We start from the raw sequence: 24,742 nt of genomic DNA, 5'->3' as shown, positions 1-24,742 counted from the left end.
TGTAAAAGTCGAGAATACCGATTAGACCAACCGTATGCGATGAATTTAAAAATGCCACAAGACTTAGCGTACTTTCTAAACATCAGCTATCTGTAATTATTGTAAAATCAATAGCTTGTAAACTTACTAACCTTTGTATTCCTGAACATGAGTTTAAAATTAGTATACTGATCGCTTATCTAATTAAAATCACCCAGTGACAAAACGGACGGTACGTATCCTATTCTTTTTACTTCTTCTGCTTTCGTCAAGCCGGACAACCTTCGGACAGAAAGGACAAGTAGAGGCGTTGGTCAAGAATTATTTCAGCCAAAATAACTTTAATGGATCGATTCTCATTGCCCGTAACGGTAAAATTGACTATCTAACTTACGTAGGGCTTGCTAATCGAACCGATAGTGTGCCGTATTCAGCCAAATCTAAATTTCATATCTTTTCGGTAACCAAGACCTTCACGGCCACTTTAATCCTACAACTCTACGAACAGGGTAGAATCCATCTCGACTCTTCAATTGCTACCTACTATCCCAATTATAAGGGCGAAGCAGCCCAAAAGGCTACGATTCGAAATTTATTAACCTATAGTAGTGGTCGTGCTAATGAAGATGTAAAGTCATTAGCGGAAGCCTATAATACGACGATATGGCCTTTAGATACTTTTATTGCTAACTATTGTTCCGATCGACTAGTGAATATCCCCGGTACCACGTTTAATTACAACAATGGTGACTTTATTATACTTGGTAAAATCATTGAGAATATGTATGGAGAACCTTATTCAGAAGTATTACGCAAAAAAATTTTGATTCCCCTTGGAATGCATCATACGAATTATCTACGTCATGATGACCTCGTTTCTCACTTAGACCAAGCCTACTTTCACCACGATACGATACCGCTCACGTTTTATCGACCTACCAATTACTATATCGACAATTACTTTTCAGCGGGAGCCATGTACTCTACTCCTACCGATCTGCTTTTATTTGATCAAGCCCTGTTTAATCATACCTTGTTAAAAAAACAAACGTTACAAGTAATGCTCACATCATACAAGCATCTGGATGATGTAGCTCTAGGTTTTTGGGTTTATCCGAAGAAGATTGGAGGGAAGGAATATACAGTAGCCGAGCGACAAGGGTATGGGTACGGCCATCATTCAAACTGGGTGCACTTACCTGAAGAACATATAACACTTATTCTATTAAGTAATACCAACACCGTTGATCTAAACAAAATACGTTGGGAGATTTTAGCTACTTACCTGAAAGAAAATAACAAATAAAACTTTATATCGAAGTAATGTTTAGATTAGATATGGTTCTCCTTACTTAATCTAGTGTACCCCTTTATTATATTAATTCTTTAAAATGACTACCGAGTAAAATAAGTAAAAATACTTAAATATCCAGATATTTCGGTTATGAACGTCTTGAAATCTTGTAATTCCATTATTTTGTAAAGATTTAGTTAATACTATTTGTTCTCTACTCTATGAGACGGTTTAATATTTTGTGTTTTCTTTTTAAAAAAGCTAATTATTTTGTATTTTCTCTATTCCTGTTCAGTATCGCATTTTATAGCTGTCAATTTTACACAGAGAATGACCATTCTGAAAAAATTAACAAATGGTATTCCAATATTGATCAACAATTTGAAAAAATTGGCTTTGCAAACGCTACGAATAAATACGATTCGCTTTTCAACCGCCTCCCTTCCGTCTCCACTACTGACCAAATCTTGTATTATACCCACATGCGTTTATTGAATCAACGTGATTCAGCCCATGCGATTACAGCAAGTTTTTATACCGATAGTATCATAAGATTATTCCCATCAGACCAGTTAAAGAAAAAATATGCTAAAGAGTATGCTAAAGCACTACTTCTGAAGGGAGACGATTTATTAGCCAGGCGAGATTACTCGAACGCTTACAGAAGCTACTATGATGGTAAATTAGCCTTAACAGATTTGAATGAAGTATGTGAATATAGTCGTTATTCAAGCCGTATCGCTAATGTATCTTATAAAGAGGGAAATTATTATCAAGCCATTGACTTCTGGAAGCAAGAGCATCAGGAACTTTTATCCTGCCAAGATTCAACTGATTTCGAATTGATGTTTGTTGAGAAACAAGGCTGTTTAGACAACATTGGCGTGTGTTACATGTATTTGAATAAATTAGATAGTGCACAATTTTACTATCAAAAGGCTTTAGACTTTATTAATACAAATCAAAAGTATTTTCCGGGCCATAAAGATTTTATAGATTATGCTCGGATTGTTGTGATGAGTAATCAGGCAGAAGCTTATGCTCTAGAGAATAAACCTGAAAAAGCGGAAATTATTTTCAAACAATGCCTGATCGAAGGCGAGAAAACGGGCTACGCTTTCGATAATTCGCAAGCGACAAGAGTCGCATTAAGCAAACTTTATATTCATACCAAACAATATGAAAAAGCTCATCAACAGTTAGACATCTTAAAGAAAGGCTTACAGAAGAAACCGAACAAAGAAATTTACACGTACTGGCAACGCTTTTACAGTCAAGTTTTATTCGGTAAGAAGCGTTACAAAGAAGCCAGTGAACAACTCTTGGAATATGCAGAGATGCAATACAAGAGTGTTTTAGCAGCTAGGGCTGAGAATAAAACGAACGTTGGACAAATTCTAGCCCAAATAGAACAGCAACATTTAGTACAGTTGTCCGAGGAAAAGCAAAAGCAACAAAATTTAATTCTTGGATTAGTTATTTTAGTCACCATCTCCTTAGCTGCCATAACTTCTCTGATTTGGAAAAATGTTCGTAATGCCCGTGAAAATATTTCGTCATTGCTCGCTATTAATCAGGTCGTTGCACAGAAAAATATTGTTTTAGAAGATACCGTTAAGGCTTTAGAAAGATACCAAGATCAAAATCAAAAATTCCTAAAACTGATTGCACACGATTTAAGGAATCCTATAGGAGCCATGAGTTCGGCTTCTCTTTTGTTATTTTTGGATAAAACACCGAATGATCATCAAAAGCAAATTCTATCCATTATTCAGGAATCATCGACAAAGGCATTGGCTCTAATTTCTGAAATTTTATACAATAATCTAGGAGCTATATCTATCAAAAAAGAACCCGTATTATTCGAAGAAGTAGTTCGATCTTGTGTGGATATGTTAAGTCACAAAGCTGAAGAAAAAGGACAAACTATTGAATTTTCCTTTGAATCTGTACTAATTACATTGGACCGCGAAAAAATCTGGCGAGTCGTCAGTAACCTATTAACTAACGCCATAAAGTTCTCCTATGCTAACGAAACCATTCGCGTAGACATACAGAAGAAAGAATACAGTACCATCTTAACCATAACTGACCACGGCATTGGAATTCCTGCAGAAATACAGAATGCTATTTTTGATGATTTCACAACTGCAAAAAGAGTAGGTACTGCAGGCGAACAAACCTATGGTCTTGGCCTATCTATTTGTAAACAAATTGTGGATGCTCACGGTGGTAAAATATGGGTAGTCAGTGCAGTAGATAAGGGTAGCACTTTCTATGTAGAAATTCCCTTTTTATAAGAGAATCCAAGAGGCAGCAATTGATCATTAGTTCACCACCTCCTGGTTACTATTCTCTATAGATCTTTACTTTGTATATACGAGTCGACTTATAAATTTAGCAATTACTTTTTTGCTAAGGCTTAATGTCTGAACGGTTCGGATGTTGGCAGTCAGACCAGTACTGAATAACCGAATTAAGTTGCCTTTTAAAGTCATCCAGATTCGGACTTTTTTCGAAAAAACCTTGAATAGTTAAGTGATAAGCTTCTTCAAGCTCCTTTTTAAATATGGGATAAGAAAAAAAAACAAAGGGGATCGCTTTCGTTCTGATTTCATCATCTTTATCCAGTTGTCTTCTGAGTTCCATGCCTGTCATCCCACTTAAATGTACTTCAGAGATAATCAAGAAGGGTTGCAGGCTTTTATTTTGTAAAGCAATAAGTAAATCTTCTCCCTTGGCAAAGAAACGAAGCTGAAGATATGGGGCAATTTCACTTAACACACTTTCATAAATGTGTCGATCATCTTCGTCATCTTCTAAAATAACCAAGGGATGCGTCTCGAATGAAAAAGGTTGAGTCATGTTTAAAGTAAGAAAGGATGTTATTATCACTTATCATTACAAAAACTATGCAAGCTATCGAATGACCCCTAAAAATTAGCCTGATTTTCTATAAAAAACTCCATACAATAACAGTATTTTGAGTAATTTTACTTAAATAAATAACATTTTATTTCTTTATTTATACGATGTAACTAGTGTGTTTAGCCGATTAGCTTATTAGATCTCACTCAAGATATATTACAGAAATGCCCCCATTTTAGACAAGCCTGATTATATCTCGGGCACTTACTTTCAGGACGAAAAAGCTAAAGTTAAAACTACCTGGATGCCCTACACGATTGACGAGTACCACTGACGACTCGAATGGGGTTTCAATTTTATTACGTATGTACTGATAGGTTTGTACTATCCATAGGATAGGATATTGTCATTGTCTAATGGCAAGACGAGTAATGCTGCATTAAATTGAGACGGATCATTACCTACCCTATGTTCCTGTCAATTACTCGTTTTAAAGAGTGACAAACACATACCGTAGGGTATTACCATTCCTTCAAGGATCCTCTTCCGTAACGCGACAGTTATCCTAATATCCTTCGTTCTGAAAAGTTTTGTAAAAGGTTTTCCTAGTTAACTTGTATGCTAACCAGCTCTGGAATACAAACCGTTGATATGGATATATAGGTCCTAATGTTCTATGCCTTATTCAAGCAGTATTCGGTACTCTGGCATTGATGAGTAACCTCCCTTGTCATAGATTACAGGACAATAACAATCATTTTACAAGACAGGAACACTTATTTCTGAAAGCGTTTACAGGATCAGATTACTCTCATGCTTGATACGCCTGATTTGATCCTGACGCTGTCTTTTCAAATAAAATTTCTACGTCCAACCATGGAAACACCAGTACCGGGTTTATTATTATACCCTGACTTCATTGATGAAGCCACCGAAGCACGGCTTTTGGAGGAAATCGACAATCAGATTTGGATCATAGACTACAAACGAAGACTGCAATATTATGGATATCGCAATGAACTCGATAAACCTTATGATCTCGTTGCGTTTCCGGTTGAAATGCCCCCGTTGATCCAGCAATTATCGGAGCAAATTGTTGAACAAAACATTGTCCTTCATCGGCCCGATCAGGTGATCATTAATGAGTACACTCCCGGAGAAGGGATCAAGCCTCACAAAGACCGTAATTACTTTGATAACCAGATTTGCGGGGTAAACCTGGGCAGTGGATGTATCATGCGATTTATTCGGGGTAAGAATGTGGAAGTAATTGATGTAGAGATTCCCCGGCGATCTTTGTACGTGATGCAGGATGAAGCCCGACTCAAATGGAAACACGCCATTCCACCTCGGAAAAAAGACGTAGTTGATGGACAGATCAAACACCGGGAAAGAAGAGTTTCGATTACCTACCGAAAAGTCAAACCAGCCAAAGTCAAACCCATGAATCCCGATGGGAAAGTAGCTCAGCTACTAAAAGAGCAGTTTCATCTGGTTTGACATATATTTAAAGAGCTTCTTCGGAGGTTAAGCGATTATACTTAATCAAACCCCTGGTGGATTGAAATAATGGACTTGCAATAAACCTTTACGAATTCCCGAACCAGCGTACCCAGTTCGGGAATTCGTTTTAGTTTAGTACTGTCCAGCCACAAGCGTGTTAGTTCATGTACAGTCTTACGTATTGATTAGCCTTCACCTTGATACAACATACAGTCAATTCCTGAAGTAAAGCCTCTACGATTCGCTCCGGCCCGCGTGATGATTGATAAACATCTGTATTACGCTTGACTCTACACGGACCTGGATTCCAGCACGCCCCATAGATGACTCACCAGCGGCTTCCCTCGGAGAGCTTGTACAAACAGCAGTGTAGTCAAAAGAAAATACCCAATGGATACGCCGATCATTAAAGACGAACGATGAGCTACGTAATAGCCCAGCAGGGGTAGTACCTGAAGAGCGTGCATACCCACGAAGTGAGCAATGCGTAGATCACCGTATTGTCTGCTCCAGTTAAGCCCCGGCAAGCCTAGTCCCCCATCAGCAGCCCCTACCGTATGACTGAGTCGGGCTCCCATCAATCCACCCTCAAAAGCGAACAGTACAAATATGAGAATACCCAGTCGAATCCCCCAAAGGTAAGCTGCATCAGTAACGGTATGGTGCGACCCAAAGAATAGTAAACCCATATAACCTGTCCATAAGGTAGCAACCGTAATAGCAACGCCCATCGTGGTGAAAAGCATACTATTGAAGGCTGAGCTTACGTTGAAATGGGATTGATTGCCCCGGGCGGCTTGGCCAGTGATGATTACCAGTTCAATAACCATGGCAATTATTACAACCCAACTGTAGAGCGTTACGTGAGACTTTTGAGTCAAGAGTCCCGTATACCAGCCCATCGTCCAGCAGAAGAGCCAGATGGAGATGAAAAACTTAGCGGGCTTCACGAACGCATTCACGCCCAGTACTTGCCGACTGGTCGTGAGCACGAGTACAAGGCATACGACGAAACCAACCAGACAGATGACTCCAAACCCATAGAGAAGGGCGTTTCGTTCGCGAAGCGTAAGCAAAAGGGTGTTCACCGTACAATGCTGGGTTAGTAACTTGATCAAAGAAATGAGGAATCTTAATTTGCGAAACTAGGAAAGAATTTTGATGAATGATTCCCTCTACTGGTGTTTAGCTGACGGGGTTTAAAACGAGCGTTTAAGAAATTATTTAATTTCCGGACTGATTGTATTGATCAATCAGTTTTTTAATAGAGGCTTCCGATGGAGAAGAAAGATCATGTATTCCCTCTAGGGCTTCTTTTGCCAGCTCGGCCGCTCTGGCTCGCATGCGGTGTTCAAACTGAGCGATGGCCGACGGAATGTCCGTAAAATTGTTGTTGGTTAGACATTCGCTTAGATCCAACGCATCCAGCATAGCCGTATTGACTCCTTCACCCGATGGCGGCATTACATGAGCGGCATCCCCCAGTATGGTAACATTCGGTTTCGTTTCCCAATCTTGATCCATTGGAAAATAATTCAGGGGACGAAGAATAAAACGAGGACAAGCTTCAAAAAGCGTGTGAAATACTGGATTCCAATCCTGGTAAAAATCGGTCAGATACGCTCGCACCTCTTCTACGTTAGTAAAATCGATTCCACTCGTTTCAAGCCAATTTTCAGGGTAAAGCGATGAAGCATAAAAAGCCAGTCCGCCATCACCACGCGGCTGGGCAGCAATGCTTTTTCCAGTACCCATGGCAATGAAATTAGCATTATGAACCAGGGCATTCATGGCCGGACACGCTTTTTCAGGGTCCTCTATTTCTCCCTGAATGAGGGTGACTCCCGAGTATAAAGGAGCAATATCCGTAACATACGGACGAATTTTAGAGCGATACCCATCTGAACCAATCACTAAATCAGCCCGAGCAGTTGTACCCTTTTTAAAATGAAGCTCCCAACCTTTGCCACTAGGTTTCATGCTAGTAAACTGACTATCCCAAACCACCGTATCGGGCAGAAGCGAATCAATCAGTAAATCTCGAAGAGCCCCGCGACTAATCTCGGGTCTGAACCTTTCATCCCCAAAACCGCCTTCGGAATCCTGCGTATGTTCATCCAGATAAAAATGGCCATCTGGACCGACTAAGCGGAATTTATCGGCTCCAGGCAGGTAACTGGCTTTGAACGCATCCATTAAACCAGCCGCTTCTAGTACTTTCAGTCCTGATTCGAAGTGTAAATCGACAATGGCTCCCTGTATACGGGAATCTCTATTGAAATCACGTTCGTAAACCTTCACCTCCACTCCTTTCGCTTGTAAAAGACGAGCCAGGGTCAAGCCTCCGGGGCCACCGCCCACGATAGCCACACGGGTATGCGGTACTACTTGTATTGATTGTGATGCTTCCATTTTCGTTGCTTTGTAAGTCAATGCAAAGCAAGGTCAGTCCGTACACGGAGACCAGGCCGATCAGCAGTAGAAATAGGACTAATCGCGGTTTTTCTTCCGGAAAGTCAAAGGCGTCATTCCCGTTACTTTTACAAAAAGGCGTACGAAATAGGCATAATCCTCGTAGCCTAAATCGCTTGAAATTTCTTTCACCGAGCAATTCGAATGAAAAAGAAGTCGCTTTGCTTCTAAAATGACCCGTTGCTGAATATGATACGAAACGGAATAACCCGTACTGTTTTTAACGCATTCGTTGAGATAAGGCGTAGAGATATTGAGCTGATCCGCGTACACCATAGGACTTTTGATGGATTTGTAATTTTCCTCCAAAGCAGACTTAAAGCCTTTGGTAATGACTTCAAAACGGGAAGCATAGTCATTAATTTTGGGCTGGGCTAAGTATTGCGAAATGGCTAATGCAACCAACGTGTTACAACTTTCTTTGAGTATTGGGAAGTATAACTTGTCGTGCGTTCTTTCCGAGAACTGCAGGCAAAGGGAAGCCGTAGCCGCTAGAAGGGCGTACTCTTCTACGGTTAATTTTAATGGATTCACAGGAAAGATTTCTTCCAGTAATCTCAGATACTGCGGATGAAGGTTTTCAATAGTGATAATCCAGCTACTGATGGTGGCCTGATTGAACTCAATCACCCGATGGACCTGGTTGGGGTGGATATATACAATCGATGGAGCGGTAACAATGTATTCCTGAAAATCAATTTCAATAGTAGTCGTTCCCTTTTCCTGTAAAAAGAAGCAATGCCCACTGTCCCGGTGAGACCGCTCTACTTCTTTGAATTCCGGGGGTCCATGCGTAGAAGACCTCGCTATGAAAATTCCTTCATCAACCTCGGTAGAAAGTACATTAACAGGAATAGGATTACTTTTTTCTCGCATTTTGCAAATGATTAGCGTCTTTCATCCTAGTACTAGCAAGTTATCTAATATCCCTTTATACTACACCTGATGGGATCGGAGAAAAGTTACCCATACATTGGAAGTGTTTACTGGAGAAGATTCTAAGAATAGATAAAATTAGTTTTGCATCAACCCCAGAGTTTAATGGCAGATAAAAATAGTTTACATGAGCTACAAAACCTATCGAATGAAAATACCAGGAAGCCGTACTTCGGCTTCCTGGTATTTTCATTCGATAGTAATGCTACCAGGGTTTAGCAGTACCCTTTAATAACCAGCTTTTCGACCATGCACTGTTTTTACCATCGGCCTGTGAGTAGGCAGACTCTTGTAATTGATTAATAGCAGAAGCTGCATTCGCTTCATTAATCCGTATTTCATCGGCCATGTAATAGAAACGAACCGGAAGCACCCGACGATTGGCTGCGGGCCCCGGAGTCAATGCAGGCAAACCCGTGCGACGGAAGTCAAACCACGATTCTGTAGCCGCAGTCCAGCTAGCCATCCACTTTTGTTGCATGAGTTGCTCCAGTGTTCCCTTGTATTTCACCCCTTCGTTGGCCAGATAAGTGGTCGCCAATGAAGCAACGCCCCAGGTCGCCAATGAAGCTTTAATGGCAGATTCGTAATGCGTTTGGGCATTGCCCGCCGCCCAGCCCTTCAGAGCAGCTTCGGCCAGAATAAAGTGAACTTCAGCGGCAGAAACAAGGCGGGCTTTCAATAAAGCTCCTTTGGCCGCTTTGTAGCTATCGTTCAAATAAGAAACGTGCGGATTGTACGAAAGCTGACCCGGCGTAGGATTCAGATTATACGATGAGGGCAAAGCCGAAACGCTGGGAGGTAAACCTACGTAATCCGCGTTTGTATTAATCGGAGTTGTACCCACTTTATCGGGAGACAGGTAACGTTTGCCGTCCTTGATTACGTCCGTTCCGGCGGGTAAGGTAGCATCCACAACTAATGGCGTCTCGACTTTCTTGGCCCAAATGCCTAACCGCGGGTCATTGATAGCCTGCATAGCATTGACTAAGGTTGCACACATTTTAATCCGACGATAGTTACTTCCGCTGGCATCGTATACGGCGTTGGAAGGCCAGGAATCACCCGCGTTATTTCCTACGTAAGCCAACGTGGCATCATCCGTAGCCTCCGTAATGATGGGATACTGCGTTGGATTCGCTACGATTTTTTCAATACCAGTCTTTGCCGTTCCCGCTGATTTTGCTGAAATGCGGAGGTAATAACGAAGAGCTAAAGAGTTCGCCAGTTTACGCCATTTGGCAGGATTACCCCCATAAATCACATCAGCACTGGCATCGATTCCCTGGTACTCAGCCATTGCTTTTGAAAGCAGCGTATTTGCTTTTTCTAAGTCAGCAAGCACCCCAGCGTAAATGCTTTCTTGAGTGTCGTACTGGGGCATGGTGTATTCATTACCGCCCAAATCGCCCTTCAAGGCGTTGGAATAAGGAGCATCACCCCAGAGATCCGTAATAAGACCAAACAGGAATGCCCGCATGGTGAGTGCCACGCCCTGATGGAATTCATACTTCAGGTCAACGGCCCGGTTATACACCATCTGATTGTTACGCAGAACGTCATAATAAGCCGTCCAGCTTTGGCTGCCCGCCCAGTCATAATCGTTACGAGAACTAAACCAGGCGTCACCCTGCGTATGCTGCATAACGCCCGAAATATCTCCAAAACCTAAATTCAAATACAGCTTGGGAGCTTCGGTTAATACGGTTGTGAGCACCAGGTTTGGATTGGCGACGTCCGCCTGGATTCCGTTTGGATTAACGTTCAGTTCCGTTAAATCCTTACAGGAAAACAATACGCTGAAAACCAGCAGAAAGGAAAATTTATAGTACGTTTTCATCCTTAGAAAGTTAGACCTAGTTTAAAACCCACGGGAATAACCCAGGGCGTAACATTATACCGCTCGATACCCTGCTTGAATTGAGTTCCTGCCTGCGTACCCGACTGGGGCTGGAAAGCCGTTTCGGGATCAATACCGATTTTGGCCGCCGTCCAAAGCATGATATTTCGGCTGTACACGGAGAAGCTGGCATTTTGCAGACCTAAGGATCGCACAAAAGCGGAAGGCAGTTCGTAAGCCAGACTTACTTCACGCAGTTTCAGGAATGAAGCATCGAATAGAGCCGCCCGGGCAAAATCCCAGGGGTAGTTATCAGCGTACGGCAGGTATTTGGTACCGCTGGAGCCGAGGTTTTCCGTGTATCCCGTAATGTTTCCGTTGGCATCGTACTGAGCAATCACGCCGGGATTAAAGACGCCACCATACGGATAAACTACTCCCCCCGACTCAAAAGGATAACTTCCATAAGCCGCCGTCGGGCCGCCTACGACGTGGAAGTTGTTACCATTCACCCGAATCATCTGATCGGCATGGGCTACCAAGTGGTTACGCAGGGCATCACCCGACAAACCATTGGGATTAATTACGTTGTTGAGGAATCGACTCGTTTTAAAATCAGATTCCATATACCGATAGGTCTGCGAGATAAAATTCCCCCCCTGACGCCAATCAAAACTCATGTTCAGCGTGAAACGCTTGTAGGAAAGAGACGTCTGCAAGCCTAGCATGAAGTCGGCATTGAAATTACCGATTTTGTTACGGGTATTGCTGGCACTCACCGCCTGCCAGGAACCATTCTTATCCAGGATTGGATAGCCGTAGTAAGGCGAGGCGGGATCCGTAACCGTTACTAATTCAGCATCGTAAATGTCGCCGATCTTCTCTCCTACGTACGTCCAGGCACCCCCTTTGGCATCGGTCCAGAGGGTATAGCTTTTGAGTCCATCGGAAAGACGCTTGATGGTCGTTGTATTTTTAGTAAAGTTGGCGGTAACATCCCAACGCCAGCCGTTCCGATCAATGGGCGTGCCGCCCAGCGAGAGTTCAACGCCCCGGCTTTCTAACAAACCAGCATTCACGTTTTTCGAAGAATAACCGGAAGAAGAGGGCAAGGTCGTACTGATAATCTGGTTTTTATTTGAAGAGATGTAATACGTTCCGGCGAAGCGTAAGCGGTTATGCAACAAAGCCAGATCCAGACCCACTTCCGTCGAAGTGGCAATTTCAGGTTTCAGGTTGGGCGTTAGTAAGGTAGCTGACGTTCCCAGGCGGGTAATTCCATCCCAAGCACCAGCGTTCGCCAAGGTGTTATACAGGTTGTACGGATTAGCATCCGTACCTACCTGAGCCACTCCCGCCCGTAGTTTCACCAGATTGAAAGGTTGCGGTATTGGAACCATTTCATTCACCAGCACACTCAAGGAAGCAGAAGGATAAAAGTACGAACGACTATCCGCGGGAAGCGTACTTGACCAGTCGTTACGGCCCGTAATATCCAGATAAATCATGTCTTTGAAACCTAAGTTAGCCAGTGCATACAGGCTATTGATACCACGCTGGAATCGGCTGTTGGAATAGTTAATGTTCGCTACCGCAATGTTTTGAACGGTGTATAGGTTCGGCAGAATCAAACCTGCCTTATTTTTCGAGGAAGTAATCTGATCGGTTCCATTCTGGTAACGCACGTTGCCTCCGGCGGATACCGAGAAGTGAAATTGATTCAGGTCTTTTTTATACGTCGCTAGAAAATCGGCATTGCGTTCGTAACGGGTCATGTTTGTAATCCCGTAAGCCCCCTTAGGTTCGTCCGTATAGCCAAACGGAATTTTCGTCTCACGCTGCTCCGTATACGTATCCACTGCGTAACGAGCCATCAGACTTAATTCGGGCGTGAGTTGCCAGTCCATTTTCAGGTTACCAAACATCCGGTCACGCACAAAGCTGTTCTTCACTTCATGAGCCAGGTAATAGGGGTTATTGTATTCGCCCGCAGCCTGCGTACGTTGCTCGATTCCCTCTTTTCCCGAAACCCAGTAATTTTTCAGGTCGCGGATGTCAATGTGCGGAGAAACGGCATACGCCCACTGCATGGGATTGGTACCCCGATCACCCGAAGGACGATTGTTAGAGTTGTTACGGCTAACGTCAATACTGCTGCTCAGCGTTAGTTTCTTATGCAGCTTCACGGTAGAATTCAAACTTAGGGTATTCTTGTACAAATCAGAACCCGGAATAACGCCCCGATTACGCATGTTGGCATACGAAAGACGGTAACTCATGCGGTCCGTACTGTTGGCGATGGAGATACCATTCATGGAAGTAATACCCGTTTGAACGAAGTTACGGACGTTATCCGGATGAGAAACTAGATCCAGTGGCACCAAATTACCATTGGCATCACGCGGACTATTCCACTGAATGGCTTTGTACCCTTTGTCTAATTCCGGGCCATTCCCCGCCGCCGAGCCTTCTTCAATTTGCAGTACACCACCGGGATAGGGATTAAACGCCGGCGTATACGGGAAGACCCCCGAAGCAAACTGATTATTACGCTCTAAAAATCGGAAAGGACGGTCTAGAACCGTATTGGTCGTCACCGAAATCGTCATTTTCTTAACTTTACTACCGCTCTTGGTCGTAATCAAAACGACGCCATTTCCGGCTCGTGATCCATAAAGTGCCGCTGCACTCGGGCCTTTCAACACCGATACGCTTTCAATGTCTTCCGGGTTCAAGTCAGAAATGGCGTTGCCATAGTCTACCTTATTACCCGAACCCATTTCCGTTACGTTGTTCAGCGAATTTGCCAATGGAACCCCATCCACTACAAAAAGGGGCTGATTGTCATTACTTAAGGATTTTGCCCCGCGAATCACCATACTCACGGAAGAACCCGTTGGGCCCGTCTGACTAATCTGTACACCTGCTACTTTTCCGGCTAATGAGTTGAGTACGTTTTCCTGAGCTACCCGAGTAATGTCTTTTCCCTGCACTTCACCCACGGAATAACCCAGTAAACGTTTATCCCGCTGAATCCCCAGAGCCGTCACGACTACTTCCTGAAGTGCAGCATCGCTTTCTACCAGAGCAACGTCCAGAAGTGTTTGGGTTCCGACTACAATTTCCTGAGACTGGTAGCCAATAAAAGAGAACAACAATACCGTCTGAGCCGAGGAAGTACTGATCGAATACTGCCCTGCCTGATTCGTAGTAGTTCCCACCGAAGAACCCTTGATGCGTACGTTTACGCCGACAATAGGCGAGCCATCTTTGGCCGAGGTTACCTTTCCGGTAATCGTTTGAAGAGGAACATTTGCCCAGGATTGAAAGTAAATCCATGGCGTCAGTAGTAGCACCCACACCAATGACTTTGGTACAGGTTTATCATTTTTGATAAAAAGCATGATTTTTGATGTAATTTTTAAATCATTTAGGCATGAAAAAGGGAGAAAAGAATAAAGAATGATAGAAGGATGAAGATCACTTACGGACTTCGTACATTCCTACTCGTCCATTTTATAGGACTGAGTGGTTAATTAACTAGTTTGTTTGATCAGAGATACTACAGAAATCAATTAGTATTTGGACCATAGCATGCGATCACGAATAATTTTCTTACTAACAATGAGATGGTTCTTCACTGTATTCTTCGAAATCCCCAGATCATTTGCAATTTCCTGATACGATTTTTTCTCCTGAATATTTAGGAAAAGGATCTGCCTCCTTTTATCAGAAAGATTGCCCAAAGCTTCGCTCAAATGCTGTAATTGCTGATTTTCCTCTTCTTCCTGCGTTTCAAAAAGTTCTTCGAGAAGAAACTGTTTTTGTACTAATGCTGACTTTTTAATTTCTTTTAATCGATCCAGTGTAAGATTTTTTACACTGGTAAAGAGGTAAGATTTCAAATTCATCTCCGCCTTGAGCGAGCTACGCCGTGTCCACATTTTCACAAAAACATCATGAACAATGTTTTCCGCTTCGGCCCGATCTTTGATAAGATCTGAACAGAATTTCAAAACAGAAGTGTAGTAATGTTGATACAGATTAGAAAAGACAAAGGCTTCACCGGATACCGTCCGAGGGGACGTATCTTCTGTACAGTAATTCATAAAGATGCTGGGTTAATAAAACATTTTTTTACTCAAATAAAGCATTGAATAAAAAGCTGAACGGTCAATAATTAAAGTTAAATATCAGACTAAATCGGAAGTATTTTCCGAGATTTCTTTAGCTTTATTTCCTCCGATCTTCCGCAAAAATAGAAGACCTTCTGAAATGATTATTACGCAACTTGCGTAAAGTTGACCTCAATTTGCGTAAGCCTATAAAACTTCATACTGGGGTAATATTAATTATGCTTACGCTTCACATTGCACCTATTTTCAAACAAAAACTAGTCCTTTTTAGCGGTACAGGTGTAGTAGGGAGTATTAAAAGAATCTAATAAGATGAATAGCTGGAGATTGACTTTTCTACTTGTTTTCTGGTCCGGAATCGGTTTTTCGCAAATCCCCGACATACCCTTTGAGCAGTGGTACAGCATCAAGTATTACGCCACAGTGCGTACGGATGGGAAAGTTTTCAGTGATCGTAACCACCTCGTTCAGGGCCTATCGGGAGGTCAGCTTTTTCTGCCTGCGAATGGACAGTTCTTACATCCGGGTACCTTGATGCTCGATACGCGTTATCGCTCGATGCAGGGTGCTAAAATCCGGACAATGAACGTCTATCAGAATCAGTTCTGGTATCTCGATGAAAGCAAACTGTGGAGTAATGCCTGGGCGGGGCGTAGGGCGTTATCTCATCATCTACCTCAGGCGAAGAGCTTCGCCGGGGGGGCCGACTACCGCTTTCTAGTTTCGGATGGTACTTCATTGGAATATATCAAAGATTCTCTCACCCTCTGGCAAACGAAACTGACCGGAGAAGACGTAAAAGCGATTCATTACGCCCGGAATACTTTCTGGATTCTGACCGTTACAAATCTTTATACGCTCCAGAATCACCAACTACAGAACTATTACTCCGGCGATGGTTTCACCAGTCTTGCCCTGAACGATACCAGTATCTATCTGGGAAGTGAAAAAGGCTATTATCACTGGAATAAAAGAGCGAAGCAGCCTACGCTGCATACTAAACTTCCGAGTGTATCCATTTCTGCCATCGCCCTCATTGATGGGCATCCGTGGCTGGGAACAAACCAGGGTGTGTTTACGCCAAAACCCGATGGAACCTATGCTTATTTTCAGGGAGAACGCTGGTTACCGGGAGATCAGGTCGTATCCATAGCCCAAGGACCGCAGCAGACTATTCTGGTTTTTACTACCCATGGACTGGCTCAACTTAGCAAACAATCGATTACTCTTCAGGATAAAGCTTATTTCTTTGAAAATCAGGTCAGAGCCCGACATATCCGTAATGGCTTCAATGCTTCGCTGGAAGGAATGGAGAAGGGAAATCTTGCGACGGGTTACCTCGCTGATGCGGATAACGACGGTCTGTGGACTTCGATGTATTTGGGAAGTCAGGCGTTTCGTTATGCCGCGACTCAAGAAAAACAGGCTTTGGAAAATTGCCGTGAATCGCTGGATGCCTTGGAACGGCTTTATACCCTTACACCTGTTCCCGGGTTTCCGGCTCGTTCGTTCGAGCGTAGCAGTATCAAGTCTCAGTTAGCCGACTCTAAAGTCTGGCAAAATTCCCCACAACCGGGCTGGACTTGGAAGGCCACCACCAGCAGCGACGAAGCCATTGGCCACGTATTCGCTTTTGCTACGGTGGCCGAATTGGTCAACGATCCCAATCTGCAAGCGAAAGCCATTCGTTTGCTGGATACTTTAATGAATCACATTGTCAGCCATGATTTGTATCTAGTGGATTACGATGGCAAGCCGACCAAATGGGGCCGCTGGAATCCTGAATACGTCAATTCATTTCCGGTAAATGTGGGTGACCGAAAGCTCAATTCTTCCAATATCATCGGGATGCTGCAAACGGCTTTTCATTTCACAAAAAAGGAAAAATACCGTCAGAAGGCCTTTGAACTGATGAAGAAACATGGCTATCTGGCGAACCTAGCCCGCCCCATGAACGAAATCGGTAAAGCTCCGGACAACGCCGACGAGCATAGTAAGCTGCTCTCGGAGGGCTGGAATCATTCCGACGACGAGATGTATTTTCTTGGCTATTGGGGTCTTTATCGTTATGCGTTCAATGATACCCTACGATCTCACTACCGGAAAGCGATCATCGATCATTGGCAGGCCGAGCGTCCGGAAAAAGATGCAACCTGGAATTTCTTCACTGCCTTGACGGGTACCCAAACGTTCGATGTTAAAGAATCGATCTGGTATTTACAGCACTATCCACTGGATTTAATCGACTGGCGTATTCAAAACAGTCATCGTCAGGATCTACGATTTTTACCCGACAATTTCCGTAAACAAACTACGTCGCAGGTAGTATCTCCGGCCGAGCGACCCATGCAGCGACACAATCGCAACACTTTTATTCTGGATGAAAACGGTACTGGTCAGAGTGAATTCAGTGCCGGAGATACCTGGTTACTCCCCTATTGGCTAGGCAGATATTTGGGTATTATCAAGGCTGCTCCGTCGAATCATTCCCTACTATTTTCAAATTAACACACCCAACCGTAGTCCTTTTCATCGCCTTTGCCGTATTACCTCCAGCATTCACATTTACTCGCATGCAAAAGCAACTACGGCCGGTAGTATTTTTGGTTATGACCTTAATCGTGTCAGGACTACTGGCGATGAATACGAACCGAACTATACTTATTTCTGCTCACCGGGGGGCTTCGGGTCTAGCTCCTGAAAATACGCTGGCCACTTTTCAGGAAGCTTTGCGTCAGGGTACTGATTATCTAGAAATTGACGTACGAACGACCCGGGATTCTCAGCTGGTCATTCTCCATGACGGAACGTTAGATCGCACGACAAAGGCGAATGGCCCCGTCGCCGATCGTACCTGGAAAGAACTGAAATCCATTCCGGCCGGAAAAGGCTGGCCGGATTTTAAACAGCCCATTCCTACGCTTGCTGAAGTCTGTCAGCTGGTCACCCGCTGGAATGCCGATCATCCTACTAAAGCAAAATTGTACGTAGACTGCAAAGCGGTAGAGCCGCGTCCACTAGTTCACGTACTGAAGAAATACAATCTCGAAAAAGAGGCGGTTTTTTACGGAAACGATGCTTACCTAGCTCAGTTAAAGCAGGAAGATTCAAGTCTTCAGCTCATGCCCGCCTTTCCCAAAATGGGTAACTGGCAGGAGAAAGCCGAACGTCTGAAACCTTATGCCTTTGACGTTGCTGCGGAATTACTGACCCCTGCCCTAGTGGCCGAGCTTCATAAACATCACATTCTGGTTTTTGTCGATTTATTGGATCATAAAGATACCCTCCTCTGGTACCGAAAAGCCGTGACTTGTGGCGTGGATTGCATTCAGACCGACCACGTTACTGAACTTCGGCGTGCCCTTGCCCAGATGCCCTAACTTATTTCATCATGCTCAAAAAAGCTTGTCTTCTTTCCCTTCTGTCTGTATCGATAGCTCAGGCTCAGGAACATAAATCGTATACGCCAACGGCTTTCCCCGATCGTCTGATCATGGGCTATCAGGGAAATGTGGCCACTTCTCAATCCATGAACTGGCGGACGGATTCAACCGTGATCAAATCAGTAGCGGCAATTGTTGAAGCGGATGCCTCACCCGATATGGTTGCCAAGGCCCAAACCATTGATGCTCAAACCGAGCGAGTGGTCCTGGAAGGAAAAACCGTGCATTACCACTCGGCTCACTTTACAAATCTTAAACCCGCTACCCAGTACGCGTATCGGGTAGGTGATGGTACGCATTGGAGCGAGTGGTTTCACTTCACAACGGCTCATGATAAACCGGCTCCGTTTTCATTCCTGTATTTTGGGGATGCTCAGAATGACATTCGTTCGCTTTGGTCGCGGGCCATTCGCGGAGCTTATTCCAAGTTGCCTAACGTCCAGCTCATTTTGCACGCCGGGGACCTGATTAACTCTTCGAACACGGACTGGCAATGGGGCGAGTGGTTCGAAGCGGGCGGCTGGATTAACGGTATGATCCCTACGTTGGCGGTGCCGGGTAACCACGAATATTTCAAAATGGAAAATGGGAATCGCCGGGTATCTTATCACTGGCGGCCATCTTTTGTACTGCCCGAAAACGGTCCACAGGGATTAACGGAAACGGCGTACTATATTGATTACCAAGGAACTCGTTTCATCTCACTGGATTCACAGGGGGCTTTACTGGATTCCGTAGTTCTGGAAAAACAGGCCAACTGGCTGCTGGATGTCCTTAAAACCAATCCGAATCGGTGGACGATTGTCATGCACCATCACCCCGTGTATTCTACGTCCAAAGGGCGGGATAATGATGAGTGGCGAGACCGCATGGAACCCATTTACCGCCAATACGGTGTAGATCTGGTTTTACAGGGCCATGACCACACCTATGGTCGCGGATTAAACATGCCCTTGGGTAAAAGTCGAAAACAGCCCGATGGACCTATTTATGTCGTTTCCGTCAGTGGGCCTAAAATGTACGAGATTGGCTTGCAGGACTGGATGAACCGGGCGGCCTCGAATATTCAGCTTTTTCAAACCATTCAGGTAAGCCAGGATACCTTGAAGTATCAATCCTATGCAGTAACGGGTGAGAAATACGATGCCTTTGAACTCATCAAAAATGCTAAAGGCAAAAACAGGCTGGTAGATCACGATCCTGAGTTACCCGCCGAACGATTGGAGCTTCCGGCGGAGTATCAGAAACGAAATACGCCTCAGCAAAAGGAAGAATATCGCAACCGCTTTCAGGAGTACAAAGCCCGTAAAGAAGCCGAGTTGAAGAAAATAAGTAATCGATAGTATTCATGAGGATCGGCGTTGATTTGGGAGGAACGAATATCCGGGCAGGTCTTGTGCAGGGGGGTCAAGTACACACCCTCCGCCGCCACATACTGAAGCAAAAAGATTCCCTTACGCATACCTTATCTCAACTCATCGACCTGATTCGTCCCTTATGTCAATACCCGGTAGAAGGTATTGGTATTGGAGTGCCTTCGGTCGTGGATGTGCGAAAAGGCATTGTCTATCAGGTCGTGAATATCCCCTCATGGGAGGAAGTACCGTTAAAAGACATTCTGGAGAAAGCCTTAGACTTGCCCGTCTGGATTAATAATGATGTCAACTGCTTTATACTCGGGCAGTATCAATATGGTCTCGCCCGTAACTATTCTTCGGCTCTTGGTCTGTGCACAGGGACGGGTTTGGGAAGTGGCCTCATCCTGAACGGTGAGTTGTATATGGGATCTAATTGCGGAGCCGGGGAAATTGGAATGTTGAGTTACCTGGACCGAACCCTAGAGTATTACTGTTCGGCCTCTTTTTTTACGGATCTACACCAAATCACTCCACTAGAAGCTTATGAACTGGCTACCGTTGGTCATACTCATGCGTTGATGCTCTGGGCGGAATTCGGTCGGCATCTGGCTCAGGCTATTAAAACAATTTTATATGCTTACGACCCCGAGATTATCATCATGGGGGGATCCATTTCTAAAGCCTTTGCCTTTTTTGAACCTTCGATGCGGGCTCACTTATCGGATTTTTCGTACTCAGAAACTCTTCGTCGCCTTCTGATTCTCCCTTCTGATGATGAAAATAGTGGTGTTCTGGGAGCCGCAGCCCTGGTAAGTTCTGCCCCTGCTATTGTCTACTAACTCGCTCCTGCTTCGCTATGTACAAAATCATTTTACTGATCGATTTTTCCGAAGAATATAGCAAAGAATTACTGAAAGGCATTACCCGTTATTCCCGGGAGAAAGGTCCCTGGATTTTTTGCCTCATGCCCCTTTACAATCGGGAGACGCTGGGCATGGAAGGGATTCTTGATTGGGCCAAAGAATGGGGAGCCGATGGCATCATTGGTCAACTCTATAATGATTCCAGCATTAGTACCATTGTAAAGTCAGGTATTCCAACGATTGCTCAGGACTTTAAAGAACGTTTTACCCAGATCCCTAACATCACGGGAGCACACCGCGAGGCGGGAGCAATGGGAGCCGACTATTTTCTTCGCAAGGGCTTTCGGCATTTTGCCTTTTATGGTTTTGAACACATCGTTTGGTCCCGTGAACGATCGCAAGGTTTTGAAGAGCGATTGCATCAGGTGGGGCACTCGGTTCATTACTTCGAAAACCAGGAAGAAAGCAGTGAAGAGTTATGGTATTACAAGCCCAGTGCGTTGAGCCAGTGGCTCACATCATTACCCAAGCCTATCGCCATCATGTCCTGTGATGATCGTTTGGGTTTACATATCACCGAGGCCTGCCGCCACTCGGGCATTCGCATTCCCCAGGATGTGGCCGTATTGGGCGTGGATAATGATGGCATGTTCTGCGAAATTTCCGATCCTCCCCTTTCCAGTATTGCTCAGGATGCTGAAAAAGGCGGCTATGAAGCCGCTCGTTTGCTGGAATCCATGATCAAACATGGAACGGACAAGTTTTATGACATCGTAGTTCGGCCCACCCAAATCGTAACCCGACAATCTACCGATATCTATGCCACTCAGGATGAATCCATTGCTATGGCTTTGAAATTCATTCACCAAAACATTGATAAAAACCTTCAGGTAGAAGATGTAGTCAGACAACTCCCCCTTTCTCGCCGAACATTAGAGCTTAGATTTCAGCAATCGGTGGGTTTTCCGATTTACAAGTACATGCAGAACTTGCGAATGGAGAAATTCTCTAAAAAGTTACTGGAGACGGATCAGGCTATTTTTGATATAGCCTTGGATCTGGGCTTTACGGACACTAAAAATGTAGGTCGTCAGTTTAGGCAAGTTTATGGTTATTCTCCGCAAGAATATAGAAGTCGTTTTAAGTATACGCCAATAAATTAATCTAACTGTTGTATTGGCTCTTTTGCCTAGTACCGCCCAAAAGATTCAAGAAGTCTTTACTGAACAGGCTCATCGACTTTCTTTAGTGAGTCGAGCGTTTGACTCGCACACGCAACTAATGCGAGTACGCTGACACGATTAGCATCAAAACAATACGACCTAGTCTATTCAAGCGATCCGAGACCTTGAATAAAAGCAGGTCTACTCAAGCAAACGCTTGCCTCAAAAAGTAGCCTTTCTACTTTCCAGAATTGTTCTACATCGCTAACCAACAGGTAAAGAAATCTCCATGAATTTGCAGGTCTTGCTAGCATTCAACCCATTTTAGCCGCAGGATCATCACTACGCTTTTTGCCCACAATAGTTTCGTGGTGCAGATATCCCCAATCACTCATCGCCTGCACGACGCTTAGTAGACTACGACCGTGATCGCTGCTTGCGTACTCGACCGTGACTGGACGCGTATCACATACGGTCCGCCTCACCAGCTGATGCTGTTCCATTTCCTGTAATTCTTTCGACAGAACGCGTGGGGAGATCCCAAGCTCACGGCTTAGCTCCTTAAACCGATAGGGCCGATCCAGTAGCATGGCCAAAATAACAAGTTTCCACTTGCCGCTGATCACATCCAGCGTATCACGGACCGCCTGGTGTTGACTTTTGCTAGCAGAGCCGGGGCAACTAAGCATAATAGTATCCTTTTGGTAACCGGTATCCTTTTGGTAATTCATACCAAAACTAGCTAAACCTGCCCAGACTTTTGCACGGCCTTAGGCTGGCAGGCAGTAGCAAGGCCGCAACGATGATCCTGGCTGGATAGGGATCGCTTGGATGCCGTCCTGTTCAATCCGATCCTTGAACGCCCCAGTTGGGATACGTTCGGATCCTTGACGAATCAGACAGCGATCATCCAGAAAAGTGCCAGTAACTGACGGGCAACTTGACCCTTTATTCATTCGTATGAAACGAATTTTAATCTATGGAGCTACCGGTCGCACGGGCCGTTTAGTACTAGCCTACGCGTTACAACAGGGATATGCCGTGACTGCCTTAGTCCGTAATCCCGAAAAACTTACGATCCAGTCTCCTCATCTCACCGTGGTGCACGGATTGCCTACCTATCTAGCCGATGTACGGCGAGCCATGCAAGGGTGTGATTTTGTCATTAGCACGCTGAGTGCACTATCGGAGACAGACTCCTTCTCGCTTAAGCGAATGACCCCACCCCATACGCTAAAGACCACCATGGATCATACCATCACGGCTATGAACGAGTTAGGCCTACGACGCATCGTGACCCTCTCTTCCATTGGAGCAGGAGACTCCAAACCCTTGGCCCCCTGGTACATGCGGCTGATGATCCGGTTCACGAACTTCAAGCTGGTCTTTGCCGACCATGATGCCCAGGAAACCTTACTACGGCAATCGAATCTGGACTGGGTCATCGCCCGACCCGTAGCTCTTAATGACAAGCAACTTGGTGGAACACTACTGGTGCATTACGGGCAGACCCCTTCCCCCTTTACCATCAGTCGCCAGCAGCTGGCTCGATTTATGGTTGACGCCTTAACCAGTAACGACTTTGTAGGGAAAGCCCCTCTGCTGGCCGAGCAGTAAACTAGTCGCCTGCCTCACGAAGCTTCTTACGTAAAACACTCTTCGCATACACAACGAATTTACTCTATTTGCCTACTACCTAATGCTGGGTAGTAGGCAAGCGGCTTTTCGGCAGTACGAATTCCTGATTGCCGATGGACGGGAGAATAGGTATAACCGGTCTACCTTTTCGTTCCTATCCTGATATATTTAGAAAATTAATGCGGATCACCAGATCGTGAGTTTCTTGATTGGTTGAAAAAGTTTGGTGAGGTATCACTATCGTAAAACAGACCGGGAGTGGTACGTCTAAAAACAGGGCCGTCTATATTATTGAAAAATGAAGAGCCTTTCTGGTCTTCCCCAAGAAATGCAACCCCATGACTAAAAAAACGAAACTCATACCAGTTAATACGATGACGGACGAGCGGGATACGGGAATCTCCATTGAAAAAATAACCTTCCCGTATTTACCTCCCTTACATGACCCCAGTATTGTTGAAGAAGGTCGATTCGCACACCGCCACAACACCCATACCTTTCACTTACTGGAAGAGGGAACCGTTTATATTGACGTTGATTTCCAACACTACCAAATGGAACCCTCGTCAGTCATTTACATCCATCCTAATCAGGTACACCGGACTACAGCTCTTGGTCAGGTAACCGTCGTCAGTTTGGCTATTACCAATGAAAATCTGAACGCGGAGTATTTGAATCGCTTAGAACATCTCGCCCCGCTGAAGCCCTTAGTCCTAGCACCCGAACCCTTAACTCTCATTGCTCAGGCAGTAGCCCTTTGCCTGAACGTTTTTAAACGGAAGGCTGATCCCTTACGGCACTCTATCCTAAAGGATAGTTGTAACGCCCTGATTGCTCTGATTCTTGCCACTTATTTAGAGCAAACCCAAACCACCCCTAAGCTTTCGCGATGTGAAATGATAACCAAAGCTTTTAGGGAGCTGCTAGAAAGGAATTATACGACCGGCAAACGTCCGGCAGCCTACGCTCAGCAATTACATCTTTCAACCGCTTATCTCAACGAATGCGTTAAAAATACGACTGGCCAGTCCGTTTCTCATCATATCCAGCAACGCATCATTTTAGAAGCAAAACGCTTGCTCTATCACTCCGATCAATCGGTGAAAGAAATTGCCGCTACCTTAGGCTTCGACGATTACCCTTATTTTTCCCGGCTTTTTACCAAAGTTACGGGCCTAAGTGCCTTAGCCTTTCGAGCTAAAAGCCGCGATTAGTCCAATACTTACCCGGTCCTGGCATTTATTACCCT

Annotated in this window: 18 protein-coding genes; 10 read left to right on the top strand and 8 right to left on the bottom strand. The window is 44.5% G+C overall.

The window, feature by feature from the left end; all coding sequences use genetic code 11:
* Window positions 1-196 precede the first annotated feature (196 nt).
* Both C5O19_RS09000 and C5O19_RS08995 read left to right on the top strand, forming a co-directional pair.
* Window positions 197-1,285: a serine hydrolase domain-containing protein gene (locus C5O19_RS09000; RefSeq protein ID WP_207766394.1), complete on the top strand. Its 1,089-nt coding sequence runs from the start codon at window positions 197-199 to the stop codon at window positions 1,283-1,285.
* A gap of 470 nt (window positions 1,286-1,755) precedes the next feature.
* The gene (locus tag C5O19_RS08995) at window positions 1,756-3,573 is read left to right on the top strand and encodes a sensor histidine kinase (protein ID WP_165795983.1); all 1,818 of its coding nucleotides are present in this window, start codon (window positions 1,756-1,758) and stop codon (window positions 3,571-3,573) included.
* Between the two features lie 115 nt (window positions 3,574-3,688).
* Here the strand turns inward: C5O19_RS08995 and C5O19_RS08990 are convergent, their stop codons facing one another.
* Window positions 3,689-4,138, bottom strand: coding sequence for a response regulator (locus C5O19_RS08990; RefSeq protein ID WP_104711472.1), 450 nt, complete (start codon window positions 4,136-4,138; stop codon window positions 3,689-3,691).
* Window positions 4,139-5,017: 879 nt separating this feature from the next.
* Here C5O19_RS08990 and C5O19_RS08985 point away from each other — a divergent pair.
* Complete coding sequence (locus C5O19_RS08985; RefSeq protein ID WP_165795982.1) at window positions 5,018-5,641, top strand: alpha-ketoglutarate-dependent dioxygenase AlkB; 624 nt, start codon at window positions 5,018-5,020, stop codon at window positions 5,639-5,641.
* 293 nt (window positions 5,642-5,934) lie between these two features.
* On the opposite strand, the gene C5O19_RS08980 is transcribed toward C5O19_RS08985, so the two are convergent.
* From C5O19_RS08980 to C5O19_RS08955, 6 genes are all read right to left on the bottom strand, one after another.
* Window positions 5,935-6,732, bottom strand: a complete 798-nt coding sequence (locus tag C5O19_RS08980) for a hypothetical protein (protein WP_104711468.1) — start codon at window positions 6,730-6,732, stop codon at window positions 5,935-5,937.
* 136 nt (window positions 6,733-6,868) lie between these two features.
* Window positions 6,869-8,056, bottom strand: coding sequence for an FAD-dependent oxidoreductase (locus C5O19_RS08975; RefSeq protein ID WP_104711466.1), 1,188 nt, complete (start codon window positions 8,054-8,056; stop codon window positions 6,869-6,871).
* Window positions 8,057-8,134: 78 nt separating this feature from the next.
* Entirely contained in the window at window positions 8,135-8,992 is an 858-nt protein-coding gene (locus C5O19_RS08970; RefSeq protein WP_104711464.1) for an AraC family transcriptional regulator, read from the bottom strand.
* Between the two features lie 265 nt (window positions 8,993-9,257).
* On the bottom strand, window positions 9,258-10,892 hold the full coding sequence (locus C5O19_RS08965) for a SusD/RagB family nutrient-binding outer membrane lipoprotein (RefSeq protein WP_104711462.1): 1,635 nt from the start codon (window positions 10,890-10,892) through the stop codon (window positions 9,258-9,260).
* A gap of 2 nt (window positions 10,893-10,894) precedes the next feature.
* Window positions 10,895-14,296 (bottom strand): SusC/RagA family TonB-linked outer membrane protein, encoded by a 3,402-nt coding sequence (locus tag C5O19_RS08960; protein ID WP_104711460.1) that lies wholly within the window; start codon window positions 14,294-14,296, stop codon window positions 10,895-10,897.
* Window positions 14,297-14,467: 171 nt separating this feature from the next.
* Window positions 14,468-15,001, bottom strand: coding sequence for a sigma-70 family RNA polymerase sigma factor (locus C5O19_RS08955; RefSeq protein WP_104711458.1), 534 nt, complete (start codon window positions 14,999-15,001; stop codon window positions 14,468-14,470).
* Between the two features lie 339 nt (window positions 15,002-15,340).
* On the opposite strand from C5O19_RS08955, the gene C5O19_RS08950 reads away from it, so the two are divergent.
* The 5 genes from C5O19_RS08950 (at window position 15,341) to C5O19_RS08930 (ending at window position 21,855) form a co-directional block, all read left to right on the top strand.
* A complete protein-coding gene (locus C5O19_RS08950) occupies window positions 15,341-17,536 on the top strand; it encodes a hypothetical protein (protein ID WP_104711457.1) in 2,196 nt (731 codons plus the stop codon).
* Window positions 17,537-17,601: 65 nt separating this feature from the next.
* The gene (locus tag C5O19_RS08945) at window positions 17,602-18,408 is read left to right on the top strand and encodes a glycerophosphodiester phosphodiesterase (RefSeq protein WP_104711455.1); all 807 of its coding nucleotides are present in this window, start codon (window positions 17,602-17,604) and stop codon (window positions 18,406-18,408) included.
* An 11-nt stretch (window positions 18,409-18,419) separates the two neighbouring features.
* Window positions 18,420-19,814, top strand: coding sequence for a purple acid phosphatase family protein (locus tag C5O19_RS08940; RefSeq protein WP_104711453.1), 1,395 nt, complete (start codon window positions 18,420-18,422; stop codon window positions 19,812-19,814).
* A gap of 5 nt (window positions 19,815-19,819) precedes the next feature.
* A complete protein-coding gene (locus C5O19_RS08935) occupies window positions 19,820-20,668 on the top strand; it encodes an ROK family protein (protein WP_104711451.1) in 849 nt (282 codons plus the stop codon).
* A gap of 17 nt (window positions 20,669-20,685) precedes the next feature.
* Complete coding sequence (locus tag C5O19_RS08930; protein ID WP_104711450.1) at window positions 20,686-21,855, top strand: AraC family transcriptional regulator; 1,170 nt, start codon at window positions 20,686-20,688, stop codon at window positions 21,853-21,855.
* Between the two features lie 314 nt (window positions 21,856-22,169).
* On the opposite strand, the gene C5O19_RS08925 is transcribed toward C5O19_RS08930, so the two are convergent.
* On the bottom strand, window positions 22,170-22,544 hold the full coding sequence (locus C5O19_RS08925) for a winged helix-turn-helix transcriptional regulator (protein WP_104714009.1): 375 nt from the start codon (window positions 22,542-22,544) through the stop codon (window positions 22,170-22,172).
* Between the two features lie 271 nt (window positions 22,545-22,815).
* Between C5O19_RS08925 and C5O19_RS08920 the strand changes: the two genes are divergently transcribed.
* Window positions 22,816-23,472, top strand: coding sequence for an NAD(P)-dependent oxidoreductase (locus tag C5O19_RS08920; protein ID WP_104711448.1), 657 nt, complete (start codon window positions 22,816-22,818; stop codon window positions 23,470-23,472).
* A gap of 359 nt (window positions 23,473-23,831) precedes the next feature.
* Complete coding sequence (locus tag C5O19_RS08915; RefSeq protein ID WP_165795981.1) at window positions 23,832-24,707, top strand: helix-turn-helix domain-containing protein; 876 nt, start codon at window positions 23,832-23,834, stop codon at window positions 24,705-24,707.
* The last annotated feature ends 35 nt before the right edge of the window (window positions 24,708-24,742 follow it).

The sequence above is a fragment of the Siphonobacter curvatus genome (assembly GCF_002943425.1).
Taxonomy (GTDB): domain Bacteria; phylum Bacteroidota; class Bacteroidia; order Cytophagales; family Spirosomataceae; genus Siphonobacter; species Siphonobacter curvatus.
Note: the sequence above shows the minus strand (reverse complement) of the source record. Positions and strands in the feature narration are given on the sequence as shown.

Coding starts and splice junctions, on each gene's coding strand:
- C5O19_RS08995 (WP_165795983.1), top strand. CDS start 1,756: ATGCGTTTATTGAATCAACGTGATTCAGCCCATGCGATTACAGCAAGT.
- C5O19_RS08990 (WP_104711472.1), bottom strand. CDS start 4,138: ATGACTCAACCTTTTTCATTCGAGACGCATCCCTTGGTTATTTTAGAA.
- C5O19_RS08985 (WP_165795982.1), top strand. CDS start 5,018: ATGGAAACACCAGTACCGGGTTTATTATTATACCCTGACTTCATTGAT.
- C5O19_RS08975 (WP_104711466.1), bottom strand. CDS start 8,056: ATGGAAGCATCACAATCAATACAAGTAGTACCGCATACCCGTGTGGCT.
- C5O19_RS08970 (WP_104711464.1), bottom strand. CDS start 8,992: ATGCGAGAAAAAAGTAATCCTATTCCTGTTAATGTACTTTCTACCGAG.
- C5O19_RS08965 (WP_104711462.1), bottom strand. CDS start 10,892: ATGAAAACGTACTATAAATTTTCCTTTCTGCTGGTTTTCAGCGTATTG.
- C5O19_RS08960 (WP_104711460.1), bottom strand. CDS start 14,296: ATGCTTTTTATCAAAAATGATAAACCTGTACCAAAGTCATTGGTGTGG.
- C5O19_RS08955 (WP_104711458.1), bottom strand. CDS start 15,001: ATGAATTACTGTACAGAAGATACGTCCCCTCGGACGGTATCCGGTGAA.
- C5O19_RS08950 (WP_104711457.1), top strand. CDS start 15,341: ATGAATAGCTGGAGATTGACTTTTCTACTTGTTTTCTGGTCCGGAATC.
- C5O19_RS08945 (WP_104711455.1), top strand. CDS start 17,602: ATGCAAAAGCAACTACGGCCGGTAGTATTTTTGGTTATGACCTTAATC.
- C5O19_RS08940 (WP_104711453.1), top strand. CDS start 18,420: ATGCTCAAAAAAGCTTGTCTTCTTTCCCTTCTGTCTGTATCGATAGCT.
- C5O19_RS08935 (WP_104711451.1), top strand. CDS start 19,820: ATGAGGATCGGCGTTGATTTGGGAGGAACGAATATCCGGGCAGGTCTT.
- C5O19_RS08930 (WP_104711450.1), top strand. CDS start 20,686: ATGTACAAAATCATTTTACTGATCGATTTTTCCGAAGAATATAGCAAA.
- C5O19_RS08925 (WP_104714009.1), bottom strand. CDS start 22,544: ATGCTTAGTTGCCCCGGCTCTGCTAGCAAAAGTCAACACCAGGCGGTC.
- C5O19_RS08920 (WP_104711448.1), top strand. CDS start 22,816: ATGAAACGAATTTTAATCTATGGAGCTACCGGTCGCACGGGCCGTTTA.
- C5O19_RS08915 (WP_165795981.1), top strand. CDS start 23,832: ATGACTAAAAAAACGAAACTCATACCAGTTAATACGATGACGGACGAG.